Here is a 21469-nt window from a genome sequence, read left to right as displayed (position 1 = left end):
CAGAACGTAATCGTCAGAGATTAACCTGAGTCGGACCACCATTATTGCCACGATCGTTCGTGTCTGGCGTGGAAGACTCAATACCGCTTTGCACAGGTTTCGTCGGCGGCGGCGCCGTTTTATCCGCTGGCGGGAAGTAAAGCGGTCCCTTCAGTCCACAGCCCGTCAGACTAAACAGCGTGATGAGAACGGCAAGCGTTCGGAAAACGTTTTTCATTATAAAGTTGCCCGTAAGTTCAAATCTGTTTCTATCATCGCAGGAGAAGACACAAAAGCAAGAGTTTGCCGCTTTCCTGCAACGGGAATTATTTAGCGTTATACTGCCGGCATCACGAAAAACAGGAACAAAACCATGAACGACAGTGAATTCCATCGCCTTGCAGACACCTTATGGATGACCATCGAAGAGCGGCTTGACGACTGGGACGGCGACAGCGATATCGATTGTGAGATCAACGGCGGCATTCTGACCCTGAGCTTCGAAAACGGCAGCAAAATTATTATTAACCGCCAGGAGCCGCTTCACCAGGTCTGGCTGGCCGCCAAACAGGGTGGCTACCATTTCGATCTGAAAGAGGGCGAATGGGTGTGTGACCGTAGCGGCGAAACGTTCTGGGATCTGCTGGAACAGGCGGCGACCGCGCAGGCAGGCGAAGACGTGCGTTTTCGTTGAGTCTGTTTTGCCCGGTGGTGCGCTGCATACCGGGCAAAAACTGTCAGGAGAAATACTGCTGCAACAGCGGGGTAGTGTCCTGGCTGGCGGGAACCGCTGGCGTAACGGCCTGCGTACGGAACGGAATCACCTGCGAACGTCCGTCTACATTCACAATCTGATAGAACTGCGGCAGGTTAAAGTTGATGAAGCTGGAGCCGTAGGTAAAGCGGTCATGTGAGGACGAATAGAAGCGGCTGACGTCGCGCACCAGCTCCTCTTTACTGCCTTCACAGTGGTGATAAACCTCAGCGCGGTTCGTCTCATCCAGGATGTAGATGTTGAAACCGGCGTCGTCACCCGACTCTTCAAAGAAGAACTGAATAATCCCTTCGCTCGCAAAGCCATCCACGACCTGTGGCAGTTTCACGTGGTTGGTTTCCACCTGCACTGACAGGCCATGCAGCTTGTTGTGCGAAATGGCGCCGTAGAACTCGATGGCGTTTTCCAGCTTCTGTACTGAAACATTCAGGCGCTCGAAGAACAGGCCCCAGGTCTGTCCAGAGACGCGCAGCGCTTTAAAGCGACCGGTTTCCTGACGGGTACTGGAGAGGCGCAGTTCGATGCACTCTGAAACCAGCTGCTGCACACGGGTACGGATCAGACCGCGCAGATGCTGGCTATAGCAGAACACCTCAACGCTGTCCGGCGGCGCAGCGTCCTGGTGCATCTTGCCGAGAATCGTTTTCAGCGCTTCGATCATCGCCTGCTCGCCGTTGAAGTGCAGAGTACGCACTTCGTTCCACGAGTTGCGGTACAGCAGGTCTACGCTGCCCACCAGGCAGTTTTGCTGCTCGCCAAAGCTAAAGACATCCAGCTTGCGGAAATCAAAATGGACCACCTGATTGCGGAAGGCCGCCGTCGGGTCATATTCCAGGTTGACGATAATCGCCAGATGGCGAATTTCACACGGACTGTAGAGCGCTTTTGGCGTCGGTGCCGGCAGACGCAGCGGGAAGTGGTGGGAGACATCCGCCACCATCTCCTGCAGTTTGGCTAAATCGACAACCTCGTTGCCTTTGATAAACAGCCGGGTACGCGAGGTCAGCAGGCCGTTGAACCAGGCCCAGGCCACCAGCTTGTTCAGGTAGCGGTTATATTCCAGCGGCTGATGGCTGATGATCGAGTCCATGCTTGGCGCACGGTTGTACAGGTACCACCCGGTGCGGTTTGCGCGGCCCGGCGGCACATAGATAAAGGTCAGGTTCGGTTCTGACAGGTCCGGTGAAATCTGCGGGTTAACCAGCGTGACTTTACCCGGCAATGCTTCAAACGCCGCATACAGTTTACGCGTCAACACCCCGATATCCTGCGGGCTGGCGGAAACGCTGAGATTGTTACGACGCGCAAAGCGGATAAGGTTGCGGTAGCTTTGCATCATGGCATCGAGCAGTTCGTTGTGCGCTTCACGCACCTGATCGATTTTCCAGTTGGCGCGGTTATCAAGCATCGACAGACGTTCTTCGTCCCATCCCCACTCTTTAACCAACTGACTGACCACTTCACGACGCCAGCCTACGCATGCGCGTTCGCGGCTGAGTTTTTCACAGACTTTGAGATAGAAACATCGACGCACCAGATCGAGACGCGTGGTGTCATCAATGGCTTTCAGGTATTCGGTGACGCGTTCAAGCATCATGCAGTAAGCATCCAGCCCGTAGGAGACAATTTCTCCGTCGTGCAGACGCTGCTTGATATCTTTCGCCAGCAAACGCGGCGTGGGGTATTCCCAGGAATAGGCTTCCAGCAGCAGGGTTTTCAGCACGGCCTTATACGGCGAATCAATGCTTTTATAGAGCTGCCAGAGGCTCGCGCCAAAGTACTCTTCGGCGGAAAGCGAACTGAGGCCACCCAGATCCAGCCATTCATTTGGTGTCAACACACCCTGGGAGTACAACGACATTACGTAATCGTCGTAATGCTCTTCTTCGTCGCACGGCACCATATTCCACAGAATACGCTTACCGGCCAGGCGTACGGCAGTACGATAAAACTCGTCCAGCAATAAGATGTGCTGGGTTGAGCCGCAGTCTTCACCACCCAGACTGCCACTTTCGTTATGACGGAAACGGTTTTCATCAATCAGGAAGAAACTGACTTCTACGCCAAGCGACGCGGCCCAGCTTTCCAGCAGGCTGCACTTTCGCTGCAGCAGCTGACGCTCGTCATTATCGAGCCAGGACTGATGACAGACCCAGATGTCCAGGTCCGAAGAACAGCTTTGCCCAACCGAGGAGGTGCTGCCCATGGTGTAAACGCCTGTAATCGGCAGTTCACCTTTCGGTGATTCCTGCGGCGGCATACCACGGTAGAGTTCAAGTTCGGTCAGGTAGTGTTGTTGGGTTTCATCAGGCGTGAAAAGACAGATGCCTCTGGGAACGTTACCGTCAAGGTAGCCAGGCATCAGCGGATGGTGATAGTGCAATAATGTCGGCAGAAGACTGTATACCTGCTGGAAAGCAGGGCCCATAGCAGCAAGCGCGCGATCGACACGCAGTTGGTTTATGGCATCCAGTCTCTGTTTCAGAGTCTCAATATAGAGGTACAAGACGTATCGCCTGATGTTTCCGGGTGTCGCACGCTATTCAAAACAGAAATAACAGCGGACCCGCAGTATTACAAAAAGAGAACCGTTACCTTTTTTCGCCCTTATCATTATGGTGGTACCGACGAAAAAATGGTCTAAAACGTGATCAATTTAACACCTTGCCGGTTGACCGTAAAGAAAGATGCGCTACATACAGTGTAGCACCGTTCTGTACGTGTAAATTCCTTAATACGGCTGTGGCTGACGAGAACCCCGCCCTGTCCCTCTCTTCTTCATCACCGTAAAACTGCCATCCCAGAGTCAACAATGTTAGGATGGTTAGCGATTGATAATGACGGTAACAAGCATGTTAGACAATGTTTTGAGAATTGCCACACGCCAAAGCCCTCTTGCGCTCTGGCAGGCACATTATGTTAAGCAGCGCCTTGAAGCCTGCCACAGTGGATTGTGCGTCGAGCTGGTGCCGATGGTCACGCGCGGTGACGTGATCCTTGATACGCCACTGGCTAAAGTGGGCGGCAAGGGCCTGTTTGTCAAAGAACTGGAACTGGCATTGCTTGAGAACCGCGCCGATATCGCCGTACATTCGATGAAAGATGTGCCCGTCGAGTTCCCGGAAGGGCTGGGGCTGGTGACCATTTGCGAGCGTGAAGATCCGCGCGATGCGTTTGTCTCCAATCACTATGATTCGCTCGATGCGTTGCCAGAAGGCAGCGTGGTTGGCACGTCCAGTTTACGTCGTCAGTGTCAGCTGGCAGAACGTCGTCCGGACCTGATCATTCGTTCGCTGCGCGGTAACGTTGGTACGCGTCTGAGCAAGCTGGATAACGGCGATTACGATGCCATTATCCTCGCGGTTGCGGGTCTGAAGCGCCTGGGGCTGACGTCGCGCATTCGCGTCGCGTTGCCGCCTGAGCTGTCGCTGCCGGCTGTGGGTCAGGGGGCCGTCGGCATTGAATGCCGTCTGGATGATGAGCGTACCCGCACGCTGCTTGCCCCGCTGAACCATGATGAGACCGCTATCCGCGTAAACGCCGAGCGCGCCATGAACACCCGCCTCGAAGGAGGGTGTCAGGTGCCGATTGGCAGCTATGCTGAATTAATTAACGGTGAACTGTGGCTGCGAGCGCTGGTTGGCGCACCGGATGGTTCACAGATGGTCCGCGGCGAACGTCGTGGTAAAGCGCAAGATGCCGAACAGCTTGGCGTGTCGCTGGCAGAAGAGCTGCTGGATAACGGCGCCCGCGAGATCCTGGCTGAGGTTTATAATGGAGAACCCCCTGCATGAGTATTCTTGTCACCCGCCCTTCTCCCGCAGGAGAGCAATTAGTGAGCCGTCTGCGCGCACTGGGGCAGGTGGCCTGGAGTTTTCCGCTCATTGAATTCTCCCCCGGTCGGGAGCTGTCCGCGCTTGCCGACCATATGAATACCCTCCAGCAGGGCGACTTGCTGTTTGCGCTGTCGCAACATGCGGTGGAATTTGCCCAGGCGCAGCTACAACAGCAGGGGCTTAACTGGCCAACCGCCCCTCACTATTTTGCGATTGGTCGTACAACGGCACTGGCGTTGCATACCGTAAGCGGAACAGACGTTCGTTACCCGTTAGATCGGGAAATCAGCGAAGTCTTGCTACAATTACCTGAATTACAAACTATTGCCGGAAAGCGTGCACTCATTTTACGCGGTAACGGCGGGCGCGAACTGTTGGGCGAAACGCTGCGGGAACGCGGGGCTGAGGTCACGTTCTGCGAATGCTATCAGCGTTGTGCAAAACATTACGATGGTGCGGAAGAGGCGATGCGCTGGCATATGCGCGGCATTACGACCCTGGTGGTGACCAGCGGTGAAATGCTGCAGCAGCTCTGGTCGCTGGTGCCCCTTTGGTATCGTGAAAACTGGTTACTCCACTGCCGGCTTCTGGTCGTCAGTGAGCGTCTGGCGAACCAGGCCCGGGAACTGGGCTGGCAAGATATTCGGATCGCTGATAACGCTGACAACGATGCGCTGCTGCGCGCATTACAATAACTCTCATAATGGGAAGCCATAATGACGGAACACGATAAATCCTCCGCCGTGGTTGAAGAGACCAGGGAGACTGTGGACATCACGCCGCAGTCAGAAACGACTGAGAAAACCGTTGAGAAGAAGAACGGCAGCAATAAAACCAGCCTCGCGCTGAGCGCGATAGCCATCGCCATTGCGCTGGCCGCAGGCGTTGGCCTCTATGGCCTGGTGAAACAGCAAGGTTCCAGCCAGACAGCGACCAACGACACGCTGGTCAATCAGCTTACCGCCCTGCAAAAAGCGCAGGAGACGCAGAAAACTGAACTGGAAACGGTGATTAAACAGCAGTCCGCGGCGCTCGCTGAGGAGAACAGCAAACAGGAAGAGCTGACCAAACAGCTGGACGACGTGCAGCAGAAAGTCGCCACGATTTCCGGTACCGATGCCAAAACCTGGCTGCTCTCGCAGGCCGATTTCCTGGTGAAGCTGGCCGGACGTAAGCTCTGGAGCGATCAGGACGTCACCACCGCCGCCGCGCTGCTGAAAAGCGCTGATGCGAGCCTGGCAGACATGAACGATCCGAGCCTCATTACCGCGCGTCGTGCCATTACCGAAGATATCGCCAGCCTCTCTGCCGTTTCGCAGGTGGACTACGATGGCATCATCCTGAAGGTCAATCAGCTTTCAAACCAGATTGATAACCTGCAGCTGGCGGATAACAACGACGATGACTCCCCGATGGATTCTGACGGCACCGAGCTTTCCAGCTCCCTGAGCGAATGGCGCGTGAACCTGCAAAAAAGCTGGCAGAACTTTATGGATAGCTTCATTACTATCCGCCGCCGCGACGAAACCGCCGTTCCGCTGTTAGCGCCGAATCAGGACATTTATCTGCGCGAAAACATTCGCTCCCGCCTGCTGGTGGCGGCCCAGGCCGTGCCGCGTCATCAGGAAGAAACCTACAAACAGGCGCTTGATAACGTCTCGACATGGGTACGTGCTTACTACAATACCGATGATGCCACGACCACGGCTTTCCTCGATGACATTGATAAACTGAGCCAGCAGAACATCACCATGAACGTGCCGGACAAGCTGGAAAGCCAGCCGATTCTGGAGAAACTGATGCAGACGCGCGTGCGCAACCTGCTGGCGCAGCCGGGCGTTCCGGCAGAACCTCACGCCCAGGCCCCTGCCGCCGCGCCAGCGCCTGAAAGCGCGCCACAAGGAGAGTAATGATGCTTAAAGTACTCTTACTCTTCATCCTGCTGATCGCCGGGATCGTGCTGGGGCCGATGCTTGCCGGTCATCAGGGTTACGTCCTGATCCAGACCGATAACTACAACATCGAAACCAGCGTAACGGGTCTGGTGATCATCCTGATCCTCGGTGTGGTGGTGCTCCTTGCGGTGGAGTGGATCCTGCGCCGAATTTTCCGTACCGGTGCGCATACGCGTGGCTGGTTCGTTGGCCGTAAACGCCGCCGCGCCCGTAAGCAGACTGAGCAGGCACTGCTTAAGCTGGCCGAGGGTGACTATCAGCAGGTTGAAAAGCTGATGTCGAAAAATGCTGACCATGCCGAACAGCCGGTGGTGAACTATCTGCTGGCCGCCGAGGCAGCGCAACAGCGGGGTGACGAAGCCCGCGCCAACCAGCACCTGGAACGCGCGTCAGAACTTTCTCCGAAAGACCCGATTCCCGTTGAGATCACCCGCGTTCGCCTGCAGCTGGCCCGCAACGAAAACCACGCCGCGCGTCACGGTATCGACCGTCTGCTGGAAGTCTCGCCACGCCACCCGGAAGTGCTGCGTCTTGCCGAGCAGGCCTATATTCGCACCGGTGCCTGGGGTTCACTGCTGGATATCATTCCGTCGATGGCCAAAGCCGACGTCGGTGATGATGAGCATCGTGATGAACTTCAGCGTCTGGCATGGATTGGCCTGATGGATCAGGCGCGTGCCGATCTCGGCAGCGATGGCCTGAAAACCTGGTGGAAGAATCAGAGCCGGAAAACGCGTCAGCAGGTTCCGTTGCAGGTTGCGATGGCAGAACATCTGATTGAATGTGACGATCATGACACGGCGCAGGAGATCCTCCTCGACGGACTGAAGCGACAGTATGACGATCGCCTGGTTATGGTGATCCCGCGTCTGAAAACCAATAACCCTGAGCAAATTGAAAAAATGCTGCGTCAGCAGATTAAAGCCGTCGGCGACCGTCCATTGCTGTGGAGTACGCTGGGCCAGTCGCTGATGAAGCACGGTGAATGGCAGGAAGCGAGTCTCGCCTTCCGTGCAGCGCTGAAACAGCGCCCGGACGCGTTTGACTACGCGTGGCTTGCCGATTCGCTGGACAAGCAGCACAAGCCGGAAGAGGCTGCCGCCATGCGCCGCGATGGACTGTTATTAACGCTGCAAAATAATGGCAGCCAGCAATAAATAACAAGGAGGCCAGACGGCCTCCTTTTTTTATTCCCCTTCGCCTGCTACATTCTTTACCACATCATCTAAAACGAACCCGCCAATGTAACGACGTCTTTTCATTAACTTTTTTCCATACACGCGACGAGTGCCGCGTGGACTGAATCGTTTTTGAAAGGAAATCGTCATGAACTCCCTTTTGTACGCGCTTATTGAAGCGCTGCGCTGCCACCGCTGGCTGCGCCTGCTGGCCTGTGCCTTTATCTTTACATCACTGGGAAATGGCGTCACCCAGGTGGTGGTCTTCGGCTTACTGTTAGCATGGTCCGCCCCGCCCGCGCTGCTTACCCTCGCCTTTCTTTTCGCCACGCTACCTGGCTTTATCGGCAGCCTCATCAGTGAAAAGCTGTGCGCGCGCTATTCTCCGATATCCCTGTTGATACTCACCGAGGGGCTTGGCTTACTGGCCCTGCTCTTTCCCCTGCTGGGCGTGCAGTATCACAGTATCCCTGCGTTACTGGCCGTGCAGTCCACCGAAGCACTGCTCAACGGGATGAGCTGGCCTGCGCTGACGCTGCTCTTTAAACGCGGACTCAGAGAAGCAGAACTGCCTGCCGCAACCTGCCTCGAGAATGTGATTTTTGCCGCTCAGGTTTTGTTAGGCACCGGGCTGGGGATGGTACTTTTCCAGAAGATCGCCATCCTCGCCTTGCTGGCCATTGATGCCATCAGCTTTCTCGGATCGCTGTTCATGCTCTGGCTGGTGGGTCGTGTATATTTCGCGCCCACACTGGCAGTCCCCACTGAAGAGAAAGCGCCTGCGGCTTTACGCTGGCAGATGTTGACCATCCGGCAGAAACGCAGTTTGCTGATTTTGCCTGCGCTGGCCGCCGTCGGTTCACCGGCCATGGCACTTCTTCCGGCAATGGCACAGCAGATCCATCCTCAGGATGCGGCCAGCCTTGCTTTGCCACTGCTTTTTGCAAGGAGCATGGGACAACTTTGCGGTCCCCTGCTGCTAAAAAGAGACAGCCTGACGCGTTTTGCAGCACACACGCCACGGATTTTACTGTGTCTCGGCATCTTCCTTGCCGCGTATGGGATGCTCCCGCTGTTGTCCGGGTGGATGGCATGCGCGCTGGGGATGATATTTGTCGCACACCTGGCCTCAAATGTTCTCTTTGCGGCTGGCACGTTTGCCGTACTCAGCAGTTTTCAAACCACGCACATGGCTTCGGCCAGCAGTAAAGCCTGGCGCTGGCAAACGCTCAGTGCCTCGCTTTTCACCGGTATTGCCGCGATGGCGGCAGCAGGGTTTGGCTCCATACAAGCGCTTTACAGCGTTTCGTCAGCCGCTCTGATACTGGTCGCCCTGATCATGTACGTTTACCGGGAATAAGGCATAAAAAAACGCCTGCTATAAAAGCAGGCGTTAAAACAGGTCTGTAAGACAACATATTTGGTGCTTCACTCAACGTTATGCCCATGGTGTCTGATGAGGCCGAAGCGACATCTGTCAGTGGACGATAAGCACCGTAAATGGCTCTGCGTCATTCCTGAGTTTATGAGGCACTAAGGCGAACATAAGAGATGGAATGAGCATCTACACGTATATTATTGCACGTAACGTGCCAACTTGACACGCAGAACTTTTACATCGCGCAACATTTTAAGATAAAAGGAAATTATGTTGTTGAGCGGTATCTTAGACCCTACAACCTGCTGATAAACACGACGAAATGTCGTCTGGAGGAGACACGAAAGCCGCCAAATTATTATATCTTTTACTTTCAGTGTGTTATGTGTCGCTGAATCGCGACAAGGAAGCCGGCTGTTGTCGTGGAATCACTACAGAGGAGAGAAAGGCGCAGAAAACAAAAAACCCCGCCGAAGCGGGGTTCAAAATTGGTCGGCGAGAGAGGATTCGAACCTCCGACCCACTGGTCCCAAACCAGTTGCGCTACCAAGCTGCGCTACTCGCCGATGTACTGCTTTTTGAATTTTTAGTTCAATTCATTAAAAAGTCGTGGTGCGAGGGGGGGGACTTGAACCCCCACGTCCGTAAGAACACTAACACCTGAAGCTAGCGCGTCTACCAATTCCGCCACCTTCGCAATTCACAACTCTTTCAATAATGGGGTGGCTAATGGGATTCGAACCCACGACAACTGGAATCACAATCCAGGGCTCTACCAACTGAGCTATAGCCACCACTGTATTCTTTCACGCGGTACTGACTACTTCTCAGACCACCGCAGCTCTAGCGCCGGGACTAAAATGGCGCGCCCGACAGGATTCGAACCTGAGACCTCTGCCTCCGGAGGGCAGCGCTCTATCCAGCTGAGCTACGGGCGCTTAGCGCCGTTGCGGGGCTGGATATTACGTACCTCCGACCCCGCTGTCTAGTGCTTTTTTGAAAAAAATGCGCGTTTGGTTATGGTTTGCACATTTTGCCGCTTATTCCTCCACTTTCTGCGAGGTAGCGCGGCGGCCCAGACCAAAAAGCTTATACGCCGCGGTCACCGCCGCCAGGAAGATCATCCCGACAAACAGCGACATGCGCGTATCTTCATTAAAGTACATTCCAATTAATACGCAAACCAGGAACGCCATCGTCAAATAGTTGGCGTACGGGAACAGAATGGAACGGAACGGATGGCTGGCGATGGCCTTTTTATGTGCCTGGCGGAAACGCAGCTGGCTAATCAGGATAACAAACCAGGGCACCATGCCTGGCAGCACGCTGGCGCTGTAGACATAAACGAATACGCGCTGCGGATTCGGGATGATGTAGTTCAGGCAAGAGCCAATCAGCAGGATCACAATCGACACCGCCACACCCGCAACCGGCACGCCCGCACGCGAAACTTTTGCCATTGCCGCTGGCAGCTGGTTGTTTCTGGACAGCGCGTAGAGCATACGTCCGCAGCTGTACATCCCGCTGTTGCAGCCTGACAACGCCGCCGTCAGAACCACAAAGTTAATGATGCCTGCTGCTGCCGTGATACCAATCTTTGCGAAGGTTAAGACAAACGGGCTACCGGTCGTGCCAATTTCATTCCACGGGAAGATGGTTACGATAACGAAGATCGCCCCCACATAGAAAATCAGGATACGCCACAGCACCTTGCCTACGGCGCTGCGCAGCGTAACCTGCGGGTTTTTCGCTTCACCCGCGGTAATACCGATAAGCTCGACCCCCTGATAAGAGGCCACAACGATACACAGTGCCGTCAGGAAGCCCTTCCAGCCGCCCGCAAAGAAGCCGCCGTTTTCGGTCAGGTTACCAAAGCCAATGGCGTGCCCGCCGTTGCCAAAGCCGAAGAAGATAACGCCCAGCCCGACCACAATCATCACGATGATGGTGGTGACTTTGATCATCGCAAACCAGAATTCGATTTCACCATAAAGACGAACCGCGGCAAGGTTTGCCAGTGCCACCAGCCCCACGGCAATCAGCGCCGGTATCCACTGGACCATGTCCGGGAACCAGAACTGCACATAGACCCCTATCGCCGTGATTTCAGAGATGCCAACCGCCATCCACATAAACCAGTATGACCAGGCCGTCAGGTAGCCAAAGAACGGGCTCATATATCGGTGCGCGTAAACGGCGAAGGAACCCGTGACGGGCTCCATGAAAAGCATTTCGCCCATCGAACGCATGATGAAGAAAACGAACAATCCCGCAATGATATAAGCCAGCAAGACCGAAGGTCCTGCCCATTTGAGCGTGCTTGCGGAGCCCATAAACAGGCCCACGCCGATAGTGCCGCCCAGCGCTATCAGTTCAATATGACGAGCCTCCAGCCCACGCTGTAGCTCCGGTTTTTTCTCTGCCATAGATCCTCGATTGTGTTTGCTGTTTCCCGACTTCAGGCCAGGTATTGTTTTTTAGGGGTACTAAAATACGGGGCGAATGGTTTCTTAAAATGCGGCAAATGGCAAACGATGCATAAAAAAAATGAATGCATTGCACAGATTCGCAGCAGTTTTGCAGGGGAGTTGCAGCGCGAACAGCATATCGCGCTACATTTTGATTACATTTTCCCGGTGTAGTGCCAGGTAAGGTAGCGAAGCAGACGGATCTGTCGTGTAATCCGCGTCGGCTGAGATAGCAGGCGATACAGCCACTCCAGCCCCAGGTTTTGCCAGACTTTGGGCGCACGCTTAACATGGCCGGTAAAGACGTCATACGTTCCGCCAACGCCCATATAAAGGGCATCCGGACACACCTGACGGCAGTCACGCATCAGGAGCTCCTGGCGTGGGGAGCCCATCGCCACGGTGATGATTTTCGCTCCGCTGTCGCGAACGCGTTCAAACAGCGCCTGCCGGGCCTCTGGTTTGAAGTAGCCATCCTGGCTGCCCACGATGTTAACATTCCATTGACTGCGCAATTTCGCTTCGGTCTGCGCCAGTACCTCCGGCTTACCGCCAATCAGGAATACCGGCGTGCCTTCCGCCCCTGCGCGTGCCATCAGTTGCTCCCAGAGATCGGCCCCTGCCACGCGAGATACATTAGCGCCAGGATACTTTTTGCGGATTGAACGCACCACGCTGATACCGTCGGCATATTTAAATTCAGCCGCTTCTATCAGGCTTCTCACTTCGGCGTTGTCTTCCACCGCCAGCATCTTTTCCGCATTGATGGCGACCAGCGTACCGGATTTCATCTGACCATCAGCGAACAGAAAATCCAGCGCGTGTTGCATATCGCGCCAGCCAATAAGCTGCAGACCGCGCAGCGTATAGCGCGGTGCAGAAGTTTTATCCGTCATGACTTTCCCTACTCACACTTGCGACAGCGTTGTGCTGCCCTGCGGCTCGCGCTTATGCACAAGCCCTGCACTGTCAAACAGCCAGTACAACAGTTTGGCCAGTAACAGGCAGATGCCAAAAACGACCATGAAGAAAACCACGCGCGACACGAATGAATCCAGCCCTTCACGCGCCAGAACGATCATATTGAAAATGGCACCAAAGCAGAAACTGTGCAAAATAGCCGCCTTATAGCGGTTTGTTTCTTCGTTGCCGCGCACGTAGAGCCAGTCAAACCACTTGATGATCAGCCCCACCACCACCGCCCCCGGCAGGATAAACCAGCTTCCCCCCATCACCACCAGCGAGCCAATCAACGTAGGTGAGATCGCAAGGCCTGAGTGGTTGTTCAACACTTCCCAGGTAAAATAGTTTGCCGTGTTGAGAACGACGCCGGGACGGTCTGGCCACAGCCAGGTTGGGATAAAGACATAAAAGTCGCGCACAATAGGCGCAAGGCCCTGGAAATCGATTTTGTCGTAGTTTTGCAGCAACAACGCCAGGTTTTCCCACGGCGAGAAGGTGTCGCGCGTGAGATAGAGGAATGTGTAAAACGCCTCGTCACCGGCTACGTTGAGCCCGTAGCGCTTCAGGGCAAGCCAGAACATACCAACAATGCCAAACACCCCAGCAGCCACCAGCATCCATAAAGAGATCCACCCGCGGATGATGCCGATAAACAGGAAGATTGCGAAAGCGATGATGATGTTTGCACGCGTCCCTCCCACAATCATGTAGGTCAGGAAACCGAAGGCGACGGTACTCACCAGGAAAAACAGCCAGGCTTTGCTGTCCTGACGCAGGAAAAAGATCACCAGCATCGCCGGAATGAAGAAGTAGAAGAAGCGCTTAAGCGCCACGCCCGACACTTCGGCAGAAAAAATCTGGCTGTAGGACTGGAGCTTGAACAGCAGAAAACCATTGTGCATGAAGAAGATACCCACGCTTACCAGCGCGATCGTCATCAGCATCACCCACGTCAGGTGCGTCTCCACCCGGTTCATGGTGAAGAGCGCCCGGCGCGGCGCGGTGGATTGCGCTGAACGCAGGCGCGTTTTATAGGTGGCGTAGTAGACGGCGTAGAAGCAGGTCGCTGCCAGGATCGCCTGAAGCAGGATCTCGGGCGGGGCAACACTCACGTCAAACCGGAAGACCAGAATGCTGGTCAGCGGGAATCCGAAAAAGAAGGTCAGAAGAAACAGTAACGAGAAGAAGACGTTAAAGTTAAAACGCACCCGGCGAAACTCGAACCAGGTGAGCGTGGCGATGAATAAAGTGCTCAGAAGCCAAACGATCAGTAAGCCGCTGAATTGCAACTGGCTCATGCTTTGTCTCCTGCAGCGATACGCAGCGCGCGGTGCCACGGCGTGAGGTAGTTCGGGCTAAAGAAGTCGATGGCACTTTTGTCCACCAGCGCCAGTTGTCTCTGCGCTTCGCGGACCACCTCTTCGTTAAGCACGTCGGAAGTAAACAGCACCGGCAGATGCTGCTCCGCCATGTCCTGCCAGAACGGGTTTTCGCGATTGAGTACGCAGGGCACACCCGCCTGAATCAGCAGACACAGCGTGCCAATTCCTTGCTGACGGGCAAAGATGAAATAGCCCAGATCGCACCGACGCAGCAGCGCAAGATACTCATCAAATTCCAGCTTATCGTGGAGAATGTGCACATTCGCGGCGCTAAATAACGCGAGTGCCTGCTGGCGGACCTCATTGATATAGGCATCGTTATTGGCCGGATACCCCATCGGCACAATCACATTGACGGTATCGCCAAACTGCTGATGTACCGCCCTGAGCGCGGCAAGATGTTCATTGCTGCGATCGCCTGAATTACCCACCAGAATCGTCAGTTTACCCTCGCGCGGCGTATCATTCGCCATGTTGTTCAGCGCCGGGTTCATTCGGGTCGGGAAATAGAGTAGCTCACCGCGTACGTCAGGGTGGCGTTTAGCAAAATAATTGAGATCGCCACGGGTCGCGAAAACGCATCCCACACGCCCCTGCGCCATGCGCCGCAACGGGTAGAAAAGACGGAATTTCCAGCCGCTGGAGACTTCGTAGAGATCGGCTCCCCAGATATGCCAGCTGCACTGCGAAGGTTTGATCCCCCCGCTCAGGAGCGCCAGCCACAGGCCGGTATTAAACTGCCCATGGAAAAAGAAACGTTGCTCACGATCCGCTTTGGCTTTGGCAACAACCGCCTTCGCCAGCGCAGCCTTGTCCGGCCAGAAAGAGAGAGTCAGCGCCGGACACGCCACGCTCAGGCCATTATCCTGACCGGCAACCATAAACTCACGAGCGTCGGGATCCCCCGATGCCAGTTCATCATTGAAGAACCGTAACACGGTCTGGTTATGGTGTGGGATATCCGATCCCAGTATGTGAATCAGTGCAGTCATGCGCGTTTACGCCAAAGTAAAAATACGCCGCAACAGGCAGCGAAATAAACGATATAGGTTGCCATATAGGCCTGAGCCGCCCCCAGCGCACCGTGTGACGGGATCAACCAGTGTGAGAATGCGGTCAGTAATGCAAACTGGCTGATTTCCGCCAGGATATACAACCGTAGCGAGGCTTTCGCAATCACCAGATAACCAAAAACGTAAGCCCCCACTTTCAGTACGTCGCCCACCAGTTGCCAGGCAAACAGATCGCGCATGGCGGTAAACTTCGCGGAGAAGAGCAGCCAGATGGCGACATCGCGCAATAGCCATACGGTTAAACTGGCTGCCGCAACGGCGGGAAGGACAAACCGCAGTGAGCGGGAAATTTCGCGCGTGATATCCTGCCTGGAGGTCAGGCGCGATAAGGTTGGCAGCAAATAGACGCTAAAGGAAGCCGTTATAAATTGGAGGTAGGCATCGGAAATACTGCTCACCCCTTGCCAAATCCCAACTTCGTCCCAGCTGTAATGCGCCGCCAGCAGGTTTCGCATCATCACATAGGCGACGGGGAGCGTGACGGAGGTGATGAGCGCCATCAGGGTAAATTTTCCCAGCTGGCTTGCCAGCACCTTATCCCATTGAGGTTTCAGGTAACTCAACGGAATGGTGCCCCGACTCATTAGCATGAACGCCGCCGGAACGACCACTAATGCCGGTACCAGCGCCAGCCCCAGCAACGCGCCTTCATAGCCGCCCAGCCGATAACAAAAATAGTAGGCAATCACGCCGATGACGCTGCCGAGGATTAACGCCAGTGCGTTCCCGGCCGCATCACGAAAGCCTTTCATCAGCGCCAGCAGCAGGTTAGCCCAGGCAATGCCCAGCTGAACCAGCGCGACCAGACGAACCAGCCCCTGATAATGGGTGTGACCAAATAACCCCTGGCTTATGGGTGCCGCTGCCAGCAGGAAAATAACCGCCATCAGGGTCGAAAAGCCGGTGACCATCGCCGAGGATGTACCGACAACACGGCGAAGCTGGGCCGCATCATCATGGTACTGCGCAACATATTTCGTGACGCCGTTGAAAATCCCTGCGCCGGCCAGTACCCCAAGGACGGTCACAAGCTGACGGAAATTGCCTGCCAGCCCGACGCCTGAAGGGCCGAATGAGACGGCCAGCAGCTTGACGACCAGTAGCCCGGCGCCAATTTTGACAAGTGTGGACGCGGCGGTCCACACCGATGCTTTTGCCAGAGACATATCAGCCGAAATAACTCAGAAGGGTGTTAATCACCGTACGCTGGTTAACAGGCGCGAGGTTGTAGAACAGTGGCAAACGAAGCAAACGCTCACTTTCTTTCGTGGTGTAGCGATCTTCACCCGCGAATACCCCAAATGCCTCTCCTGCCGGGCTGGAATGCAGCGGGATATAGTGGAACACCGCCAGAATTTCGGCTTCTTTTAGCCAGGCAATCAACTTGCTGCGATCGTCGTTATCGCGCAGTTTGATATAGAACATATGGGCATTATGGACGCAATCAGCCGGAAGGGTCGGCAGCTCTATTCGCCCGGCTTGGGCCAGCGGTTGCAGCGCGTCGTAATAAGTTTGCCACAGGGACAAGCGCTGAAGATTAATGCGGTCCGCTGCCTCCAGCTGCGCCCACAGGTATGCCGCCTGCAGATCGGCCATCAGATAGCTTGAGCCAATATCGCGCCAGGTATATTTGTCTACCTGCCCCCGGAAGAACTGGCTGCGGTTGGTGCCTTTTTCCCGGATCACTTCCGCGCGCTCGACCAGCGCACGGTCGTTAATCAGCGTCGCACCACCTTCGCCACCGGCGGTATAGTTTTTGGTTTCGTGGAAACTAAAGCAGCCGATATGGCCGATCGTTCCCAGCGCTCGCCCTTTATAGGTCGACATCACGCCTTGAGCGGCATCTTCAACCACGAACAGGTCATGTTTTTTGGCGATCGCCATGATGGTGTCCATCTCACACGCCACTCCCGCGTAGTGAACCGGCACAATCGCGCGCGTTTTGTCCGTGATTGCCGCTTCAATCAGCGTCTCATCGATGTTCATGGTATCCGGGCGAATATCCACAAAGACGATTTTCGCACCACGCAGGACAAAGGCATTCGCTGTAGAGACGAAGGTGTAGCTCGGCATGATCACTTCATCGCCCGGCTGGATATCCAGCAGCAACGCCGCCATTTCCAGCGATGCGGTACAGGACGGGGTCAGCAGGACTTTAGCGCTGTGAAACCGCTGCTCCATCCACTGCTGGCAGCGACGGGTAAAACCACCGTCACCACAGAGTTTGCCGCTGCCCATAGCAGACTGCATATAGTCGAGTTCAGTGCCCACGACGGGTGGTGCGTTAAATGGAATCATCTTGTCACCTGTATAACCAGTAAGCGGTGGCGTCGATGTTGGCACCACTCGCGATATAACGTTTAAGCGCGGCGGTGTTGCCCATCTGGGTTGCCACCCGCAGAGTCAAAAGCTGTTGCTGCTGCGCCCAGTGAAGCGCCGCCTGCATGAGTTTTTCGCCCATGCCGCGCCCGGCTAATAAACCAATACGCCCCTCGTTCGCGTTGAGCTTACGAAGCGAGACAAATCCCTCAATCTGGCCGTCTGCAGTGCGAAACACCAGGCACACATGGTCAAAGGTGCCTTTTACCGCGTTCTCTACCCACTGGGCGTAGAAACGTCCACTGTCGTCCGGTGCATACCACGGTGCGCGAAAACGGCTCCGGGCAAACGCCTGCGCCGCCATCTGACGCAGCGCGGGGATATCCTGCTCCGTTGCCACTTCCGCACCGGGCGAATCATGACGGGCGAGCGTAAGGGACAGATCAACCTCGCCTTCAACCAGCTGAAAACCTTGTTGCTGGAGCGCATCGAGCAGGTCGGCACGGTCTGCGGGGATCCTGGCCTGTACCCGCGGCCAGGCGGTGAAGTCGGCGTCAGTCAGAACCGGCGCATCGTCGCGCAGGCGCACGATGGCTGATGGCAGACCAAAAAAGGCACTCTCCCACTCAAGGGACTCGAGAACCCCCTTCAGGTGGCTCAACGCCAGACACCTTTCGTATCAACCACATACTGTTGGCGTACGGCATCACCGGACGTCGCTTTAAATTCTTTATGATCCACCAGCAGCACCAGCACATTCGCCGTCGCCAGTGCCTCATCCAGCGCGGTCAACGTACAGTGGCCCGCCAGTTTTGCCGGCAGTTCATGAATATTGGGTTCAACCACCAGCGTTTCGCCGGTGTGCCAGCCAGCGATCATCTCTGCAATCTCCATCGCCGGGCTTTCGCGTAAGTCGTCAATATTCGGTTTGAATGCCAGACCAAAGCAGGCAATTTTCAGCTCACTGGCGCGTTTGCCGCTCTCAGCCAGACAGTCCGCTACGGTGGCTTTCACCTGACTGAGCACCCAGTGTGGCTTGCTGTCATTCACTTCACGCGCGGTGCGGATCAGGCGGGCCTGCGCCGGGTTTTGCGCCACAATAAACCACGGGTCGACAGCGATACAGTGACCGCCCACGCCCGGGCCAGGCTGGAGGATATTTACGCGCGGATGGCGATTCGCCAGGCTAATCAACTCCCAGACGTTAATCCCCTGATCGGCGCAAATCAGCGACAGTTCATTCGCGAAGGCGATATTCACGTCCCGGAAACTATTTTCCGTGAGCTTGCACATTTCGGCGGTGCGGGAGTTGGTCACCACACATTCGCCTTCAAGGAAAATCTTGTAAAGCGCGCTGGCGCGTGCAGAACAGACTGGCGTCATGCCGCCGATCACGCGATCGTTTTTAATCAGCTCTACCATCACCTGACCTGGCAGCACGCGCTCAGGACAGTAAGCAATATTGATATCAGCTTGCTCGCCCGCCTGCTGCGGGAAGCGTAAGTCAGGTCGGGCTTGCGCCAGCCACTGCGCCATCTGTTCGGTAGCACCGACGGGTGAAGTGGACTCCAGGATCACCAGAGCCCCTTTTTTCAGGACCGGTGCAATCGATTTTGCCGCCGCTTCGACGTAAGCCATGTCGGGCTCATGGTCGCCTTTAAAGGGGGTTGGCACCGCAATCAGATATGCATCCGCCTCGACCGGCGTCGTGCTGGCACGCAGGAATCCGCCATCAACCGCCTCTTTCACCACGCGACCGAGATCGGGCTCCACGATATGAATTTCGCCACGGTTAATGGTTTCCACCGCATGCACGTTGATATCCACGCCCACAACCTGTTTTTGGCGGGAGGCAAACGCTGCCGCTGTGGGCAAGCCAATGTAGCCAAGACCAATGACAGAGATGGTTGTAAAACTCATAGCGATACCCGATTGTGTTTAAGTGCATGCAAAATACGGCCACAAGCCTGCCCATCGCCATACGGGTTATGGGCCCGGCTCATCGCCTGATACTCTTCGTCGTCGTGAAGCAGGCGCGTCACCTCTTCGACGATCAGCTGTGCATTGGTGCCGACCAGACGTACCGTGCCCGCTTTCACCGCTTCCGGGCGTTCAGTCGTTTCACGCATGACCAGCACAGGCTTGCCGAGAGACGGCGCCTCTTCCTGAATACCACCGGAATCGGTCAGGATCAGCCAGGCGTGGTTCATCAGCCAGACAAACGGCAAATAGTCCTGCGGTTCAATCAGCAGGACGTTTTCTATATGCCCAAGGATACGGTTGACCGGCTCGCTGACGTTAGGATTAAGGTGTACCGGGTAGACAATCTGCACATCCTGATTCTGCGCAGCGATTTCCGCCAGGGCATGACAGATTTGCTCAAAGCCGCGTCCAAAGCTCTCGCGACGGTGGCCGGTGACCAGAATGGTTTTTTTGCCATTGTTCAGGAAGGGGTAGCGTGCAGCGAGTTCTTTCTGAAGATCGTTGTTTGACAGCACGCGGTCACGAACCCAAATCAGGGCATCAATCACCGTATTCCCGGTGACAAAGATTTTGTTGTCGGCAATATTTTCACGCAGCAGGTTCTGTCGTGAATTTTCGGTGGGCGCAAAATGGTACATCGCCAGATGGCCGGTGAGTGTGCGGTTGGCCTCTTCGGGCCACGGCGAATAAAGGTTGCCAGTACGCAGACCCGCCTCAACGTGGCCGACAGGAATTCGCTGGTAAAACGCAGCCAGGCTGGTTGCCACCGTGGTGGTGGTATCGCCATGCACCAGAACCACGTCAGGTTTGAAGGACTCCAGAATCGGCTTGAGCTCTTGCAGAATACGGCAGGTTATCTCCGTTAACCCCTGCCCCGGCTTCATAATATTGAGATCGTAATCCGGGACGATAGAAAAGAGAGTTAAGACCTGATCGAGCATCTCACGGTGTTGGGCAGTGACGCACACTTTCGCTTCAATATCAGGATCACTGGCCAGCGCATGAACCAGAGGTGCCATCTTAATGGCCTCCGGCCTGGTGCCAAATACGGTAAGTACTTTCACATCGATTCTCTTCGATTAAACGATGAAGGCCGCAGCCTTCATCGTAGACGGCGTTCTTAGTTAGTGCGACGACGCGTTAACGCCACGCCTGCGCCAGTCAGTGCACCCACAATCCCCCACATGATCATCAGGAATGCGCGGCGCGGACTATCGCGTTTTACAGGTTCTTCAGGCGTTCGCAAATAACGATAGGTCTGAAAACGCGGGTCCATTGTTGGACCGACATTCAGGGTGTTCAGCATCGCGCGGTTTTGATCGTAGTCGAGGTCAAAATCAGGGCCAACGGCCTGGAGGTTTTCCAGTCGAGCCTGCAGCATTGGGCGCCCGAGAAGGAACATTTCTGAATCAGGCAGTTCATCTGCCGGCACGTCCGTCTCGGTGCGGGAAATATTGTGCTGTTCGGCAATTTTTAGCGCCTGCTCAATATTGTGTACACGGCGGGCGAAGATGGCTTTAGCCACCTCTTCCTGACGTTTAACCTGCGCTTTCATCTGGATAGTACGGGCAGCCCAGGCACCTTTCAGCTCTTCATTAAGGTGGCTTGCCGCACGCTGGCTGGCAAAGGCAACGTACTGGCGCAACAGGTTATTGGCATCCGGCGCGGTTTCGGCAATCAGCTTGACGCTGTCGTTGACGTTACGCAGCGCATCTCCCGGCATAAACTGAATGTTGTTAATCATGTCATCCAGCAGCGCGGCATCGGCTTTACTGTTGCCCACCATCCGTTGCTTGTAATAATCCGTCTGGCTCCAGAAATCACGGCGCGTATCCCAGGAAGCCAGCTGCATCACAAACTCTTTATAGGCCTCATCCATGACGGAAGCCTGATCAGGGGTGGTCAGATTGGCTTTGATGTCCAGGTTACGCAGGAACTGCTGCTGGGAATAGAACCCCCCGAGCATATTAACCGTTGGTTTATCTGTGATTGCCGTAGCGCTCCACTCTTGTTTTGCAAAGAAGGTGTAGGCCAGCGCTAACAATGCAAACCCCAGCGCGATCCCCGCAATCCAAAGTTTGCCTGCCCACAACACGCGAAACAAACCCCGAATATCCAGCTCATTCTCAGTTACCACTGATTTCGCTCCCGCCAACGGTTGAGTCATCATAGTCCCGGTT

18 protein-coding genes and 4 tRNA genes are annotated in these 21469 nt (G+C 55.3%); 6 read left to right on the top strand and 16 right to left on the bottom strand.

Annotated features, from left to right (window positions below; genetic code table 11):
* Positions 1–13: 13 nt before the first annotated feature.
* On the bottom strand, positions 14–217 hold the full coding sequence (locus tag L466_RS0122220) for an LPS translocon maturation chaperone LptM (protein WP_025202779.1): 204 nt from the start codon (positions 215–217) through the stop codon (positions 14–16).
* Between the two features lie 135 nt (positions 218–352).
* Between L466_RS0122220 and cyaY the strand changes: the two genes are divergently transcribed.
* Positions 353–673: an iron donor protein CyaY gene (cyaY, locus tag L466_RS20160; protein WP_014172137.1), complete on the top strand. Its 321-nt coding sequence runs from the start codon at positions 353–355 to the stop codon at positions 671–673.
* A gap of 43 nt (positions 674–716) precedes the next feature.
* Here cyaY and cyaA read toward each other — a convergent pair whose 3' ends face one another.
* Positions 717–3260: a class I adenylate cyclase gene (cyaA, locus tag L466_RS20165; protein ID WP_014172138.1), complete on the bottom strand. Its 2544-nt coding sequence runs from the start codon at positions 3258–3260 to the stop codon at positions 717–719.
* A gap of 346 nt (positions 3261–3606) precedes the next feature.
* On the opposite strand from cyaA, the gene hemC reads away from it, so the two are divergent.
* From hemC to L466_RS20190, 5 genes are all read left to right on the top strand, one after another.
* Positions 3607–4548 carry a hydroxymethylbilane synthase gene (hemC, locus tag L466_RS20170; protein ID WP_032680091.1) on the top strand — a complete coding sequence of 314 codons (942 nt, stop codon included), beginning with the start codon at positions 3607–3609 and terminating at the stop codon, positions 4546–4548.
* Positions 4545–5285, top strand: coding sequence for a uroporphyrinogen-III synthase (gene hemD / locus L466_RS20175; protein ID WP_014172140.1), 741 nt, complete (start codon positions 4545–4547; stop codon positions 5283–5285). The genes hemC and hemD overlap by 4 nt, the downstream gene beginning before the upstream one ends.
* A gap of 21 nt (positions 5286–5306) precedes the next feature.
* Positions 5307–6500: a uroporphyrinogen-III C-methyltransferase gene (gene hemX / locus L466_RS20180; RefSeq protein WP_032680090.1), complete on the top strand. Its 1194-nt coding sequence runs from the start codon at positions 5307–5309 to the stop codon at positions 6498–6500.
* Between the two features lie 2 nt (positions 6501–6502).
* A complete protein-coding gene (hemY, locus tag L466_RS20185; RefSeq protein WP_032680089.1) occupies positions 6503–7702 on the top strand; it encodes a protoheme IX biogenesis protein HemY in 1200 nt (399 codons plus the stop codon).
* 169 nt (positions 7703–7871) lie between these two features.
* Positions 7872–9083: an MFS transporter gene (locus L466_RS20190; RefSeq protein WP_032680088.1), complete on the top strand. Its 1212-nt coding sequence runs from the start codon at positions 7872–7874 to the stop codon at positions 9081–9083.
* A 507-nt stretch (positions 9084–9590) separates the two neighbouring features.
* Here the strand turns inward: L466_RS20190 and L466_RS20195 are convergent.
* The 14 genes from L466_RS20195 to wzzE all read right to left on the bottom strand — a co-directional run bounded on the left by L466_RS20195 (position 9591) and on the right by wzzE (position 21456).
* Positions 9591–9667 (bottom strand) — tRNA-Pro (locus L466_RS20195).
* Positions 9668–9711: 44 nt separating this feature from the next.
* Positions 9712–9798 (bottom strand) — tRNA-Leu (locus L466_RS20200).
* Positions 9799–9819: 21 nt separating this feature from the next.
* Positions 9820–9895 (bottom strand) — tRNA-His (locus L466_RS20205).
* Between the two features lie 67 nt (positions 9896–9962).
* Positions 9963–10039: transfer RNA gene (locus L466_RS20210), tRNA-Arg, on the bottom strand.
* 102 nt (positions 10040–10141) lie between these two features.
* Entirely contained in the window at positions 10142–11527 is a 1386-nt protein-coding gene (locus L466_RS20215) for a bifunctional threonine/serine APC transporter ThrP (RefSeq protein ID WP_014172144.1), read from the bottom strand.
* Positions 11528–11724: 197 nt separating this feature from the next.
* Positions 11725–12465 carry a lipopolysaccharide N-acetylmannosaminouronosyltransferase gene (gene wecG, locus L466_RS20220; protein WP_032680087.1) on the bottom strand — a complete coding sequence of 247 codons (741 nt, stop codon included), beginning with the start codon at positions 12463–12465 and terminating at the stop codon, positions 11725–11727.
* Between the two features lie 12 nt (positions 12466–12477).
* Positions 12478–13830: an ECA oligosaccharide polymerase gene (gene wzyE, locus L466_RS20225; protein WP_020882888.1), complete on the bottom strand. Its 1353-nt coding sequence runs from the start codon at positions 13828–13830 to the stop codon at positions 12478–12480.
* Positions 13827–14906: a TDP-N-acetylfucosamine:lipid II N-acetylfucosaminyltransferase gene (locus L466_RS20230; protein ID WP_032680086.1), complete on the bottom strand. Its 1080-nt coding sequence runs from the start codon at positions 14904–14906 to the stop codon at positions 13827–13829. The genes wzyE and L466_RS20230 overlap by 4 nt, the downstream gene beginning before the upstream one ends.
* Positions 14903–16153 (bottom strand): lipid III flippase WzxE, encoded by a 1251-nt coding sequence (wzxE, locus tag L466_RS20235; RefSeq protein ID WP_032680085.1) that lies wholly within the window; start codon positions 16151–16153, stop codon positions 14903–14905. The genes L466_RS20230 and wzxE overlap by 4 nt, the downstream gene beginning before the upstream one ends.
* A gap of 1 nt (position 16154) precedes the next feature.
* Positions 16155–17285: a dTDP-4-amino-4,6-dideoxygalactose transaminase gene (gene rffA / locus L466_RS20240; protein WP_020882890.1), complete on the bottom strand. Its 1131-nt coding sequence runs from the start codon at positions 17283–17285 to the stop codon at positions 16155–16157.
* A 4-nt stretch (positions 17286–17289) separates the two neighbouring features.
* Positions 17290–17967 (bottom strand): dTDP-4-amino-4,6-dideoxy-D-galactose acyltransferase, encoded by a 678-nt coding sequence (gene rffC / locus L466_RS20245; RefSeq protein WP_014172151.1) that lies wholly within the window; start codon positions 17965–17967, stop codon positions 17290–17292.
* Complete coding sequence (wecC, locus tag L466_RS20250) at positions 17964–19226, bottom strand: UDP-N-acetyl-D-mannosamine dehydrogenase (RefSeq protein WP_032680084.1); 1263 nt, start codon at positions 19224–19226, stop codon at positions 17964–17966. Before wecC ends, rffC begins: the two co-directional genes overlap by 4 nt.
* Entirely contained in the window at positions 19223–20353 is a 1131-nt protein-coding gene (gene wecB, locus L466_RS20255) for a non-hydrolyzing UDP-N-acetylglucosamine 2-epimerase (protein WP_014172153.1), read from the bottom strand. Before wecB ends, wecC begins: the two co-directional genes overlap by 4 nt.
* A gap of 56 nt (positions 20354–20409) precedes the next feature.
* Positions 20410–21456: an ECA polysaccharide chain length modulation protein gene (gene wzzE, locus L466_RS20260; RefSeq protein WP_032680083.1), complete on the bottom strand. Its 1047-nt coding sequence runs from the start codon at positions 21454–21456 to the stop codon at positions 20410–20412.
* Positions 21457–21469 lie beyond the last annotated feature (13 nt).

This window comes from Enterobacter sp. BIDMC 30 (assembly GCF_000534355.1).
In the GTDB taxonomy this organism is placed as follows: Bacteria; Pseudomonadota; Gammaproteobacteria; order Enterobacterales; family Enterobacteriaceae; genus Enterobacter; species Enterobacter ludwigii.
Note: the sequence above shows the minus strand (reverse complement) of the source record. Positions and strands in the feature narration are given on the sequence as shown.

Coding starts and splice junctions, on each gene's coding strand:
- L466_RS0122220 (WP_025202779.1), bottom strand. CDS start 217: ATGAAAAACGTTTTCCGAACGCTTGCCGTTCTCATCACGCTGTTTAGT.
- cyaY (WP_014172137.1), top strand. CDS start 353: ATGAACGACAGTGAATTCCATCGCCTTGCAGACACCTTATGGATGACC.
- hemC (WP_032680091.1), top strand. CDS start 3,607: ATGTTAGACAATGTTTTGAGAATTGCCACACGCCAAAGCCCTCTTGCG.
- hemD (WP_014172140.1), top strand. CDS start 4,545: ATGAGTATTCTTGTCACCCGCCCTTCTCCCGCAGGAGAGCAATTAGTG.
- hemX (WP_032680090.1), top strand. CDS start 5,307: ATGACGGAACACGATAAATCCTCCGCCGTGGTTGAAGAGACCAGGGAG.
- hemY (WP_032680089.1), top strand. CDS start 6,503: ATGCTTAAAGTACTCTTACTCTTCATCCTGCTGATCGCCGGGATCGTG.
- L466_RS20190 (WP_032680088.1), top strand. CDS start 7,872: ATGAACTCCCTTTTGTACGCGCTTATTGAAGCGCTGCGCTGCCACCGC.
- L466_RS20215 (WP_014172144.1), bottom strand. CDS start 11,527: ATGGCAGAGAAAAAACCGGAGCTACAGCGTGGGCTGGAGGCTCGTCAT.
- wecG (WP_032680087.1), bottom strand. CDS start 12,465: ATGACGGATAAAACTTCTGCACCGCGCTATACGCTGCGCGGTCTGCAG.
- wzyE (WP_020882888.1), bottom strand. CDS start 13,830: ATGAGCCAGTTGCAATTCAGCGGCTTACTGATCGTTTGGCTTCTGAGC.
- L466_RS20230 (WP_032680086.1), bottom strand. CDS start 14,906: ATGACTGCACTGATTCACATACTGGGATCGGATATCCCACACCATAAC.
- wzxE (WP_032680085.1), bottom strand. CDS start 16,153: ATGTCTCTGGCAAAAGCATCGGTGTGGACCGCCGCGTCCACACTTGTC.
- rffA (WP_020882890.1), bottom strand. CDS start 17,285: ATGATTCCATTTAACGCACCACCCGTCGTGGGCACTGAACTCGACTAT.
- wecC (WP_032680084.1), bottom strand. CDS start 19,226: ATGAGTTTTACAACCATCTCTGTCATTGGTCTTGGCTACATTGGCTTG.
- wzzE (WP_032680083.1), bottom strand. CDS start 21,456: ATGACTCAACCGTTGGCGGGAGCGAAATCAGTGGTAACTGAGAATGAG.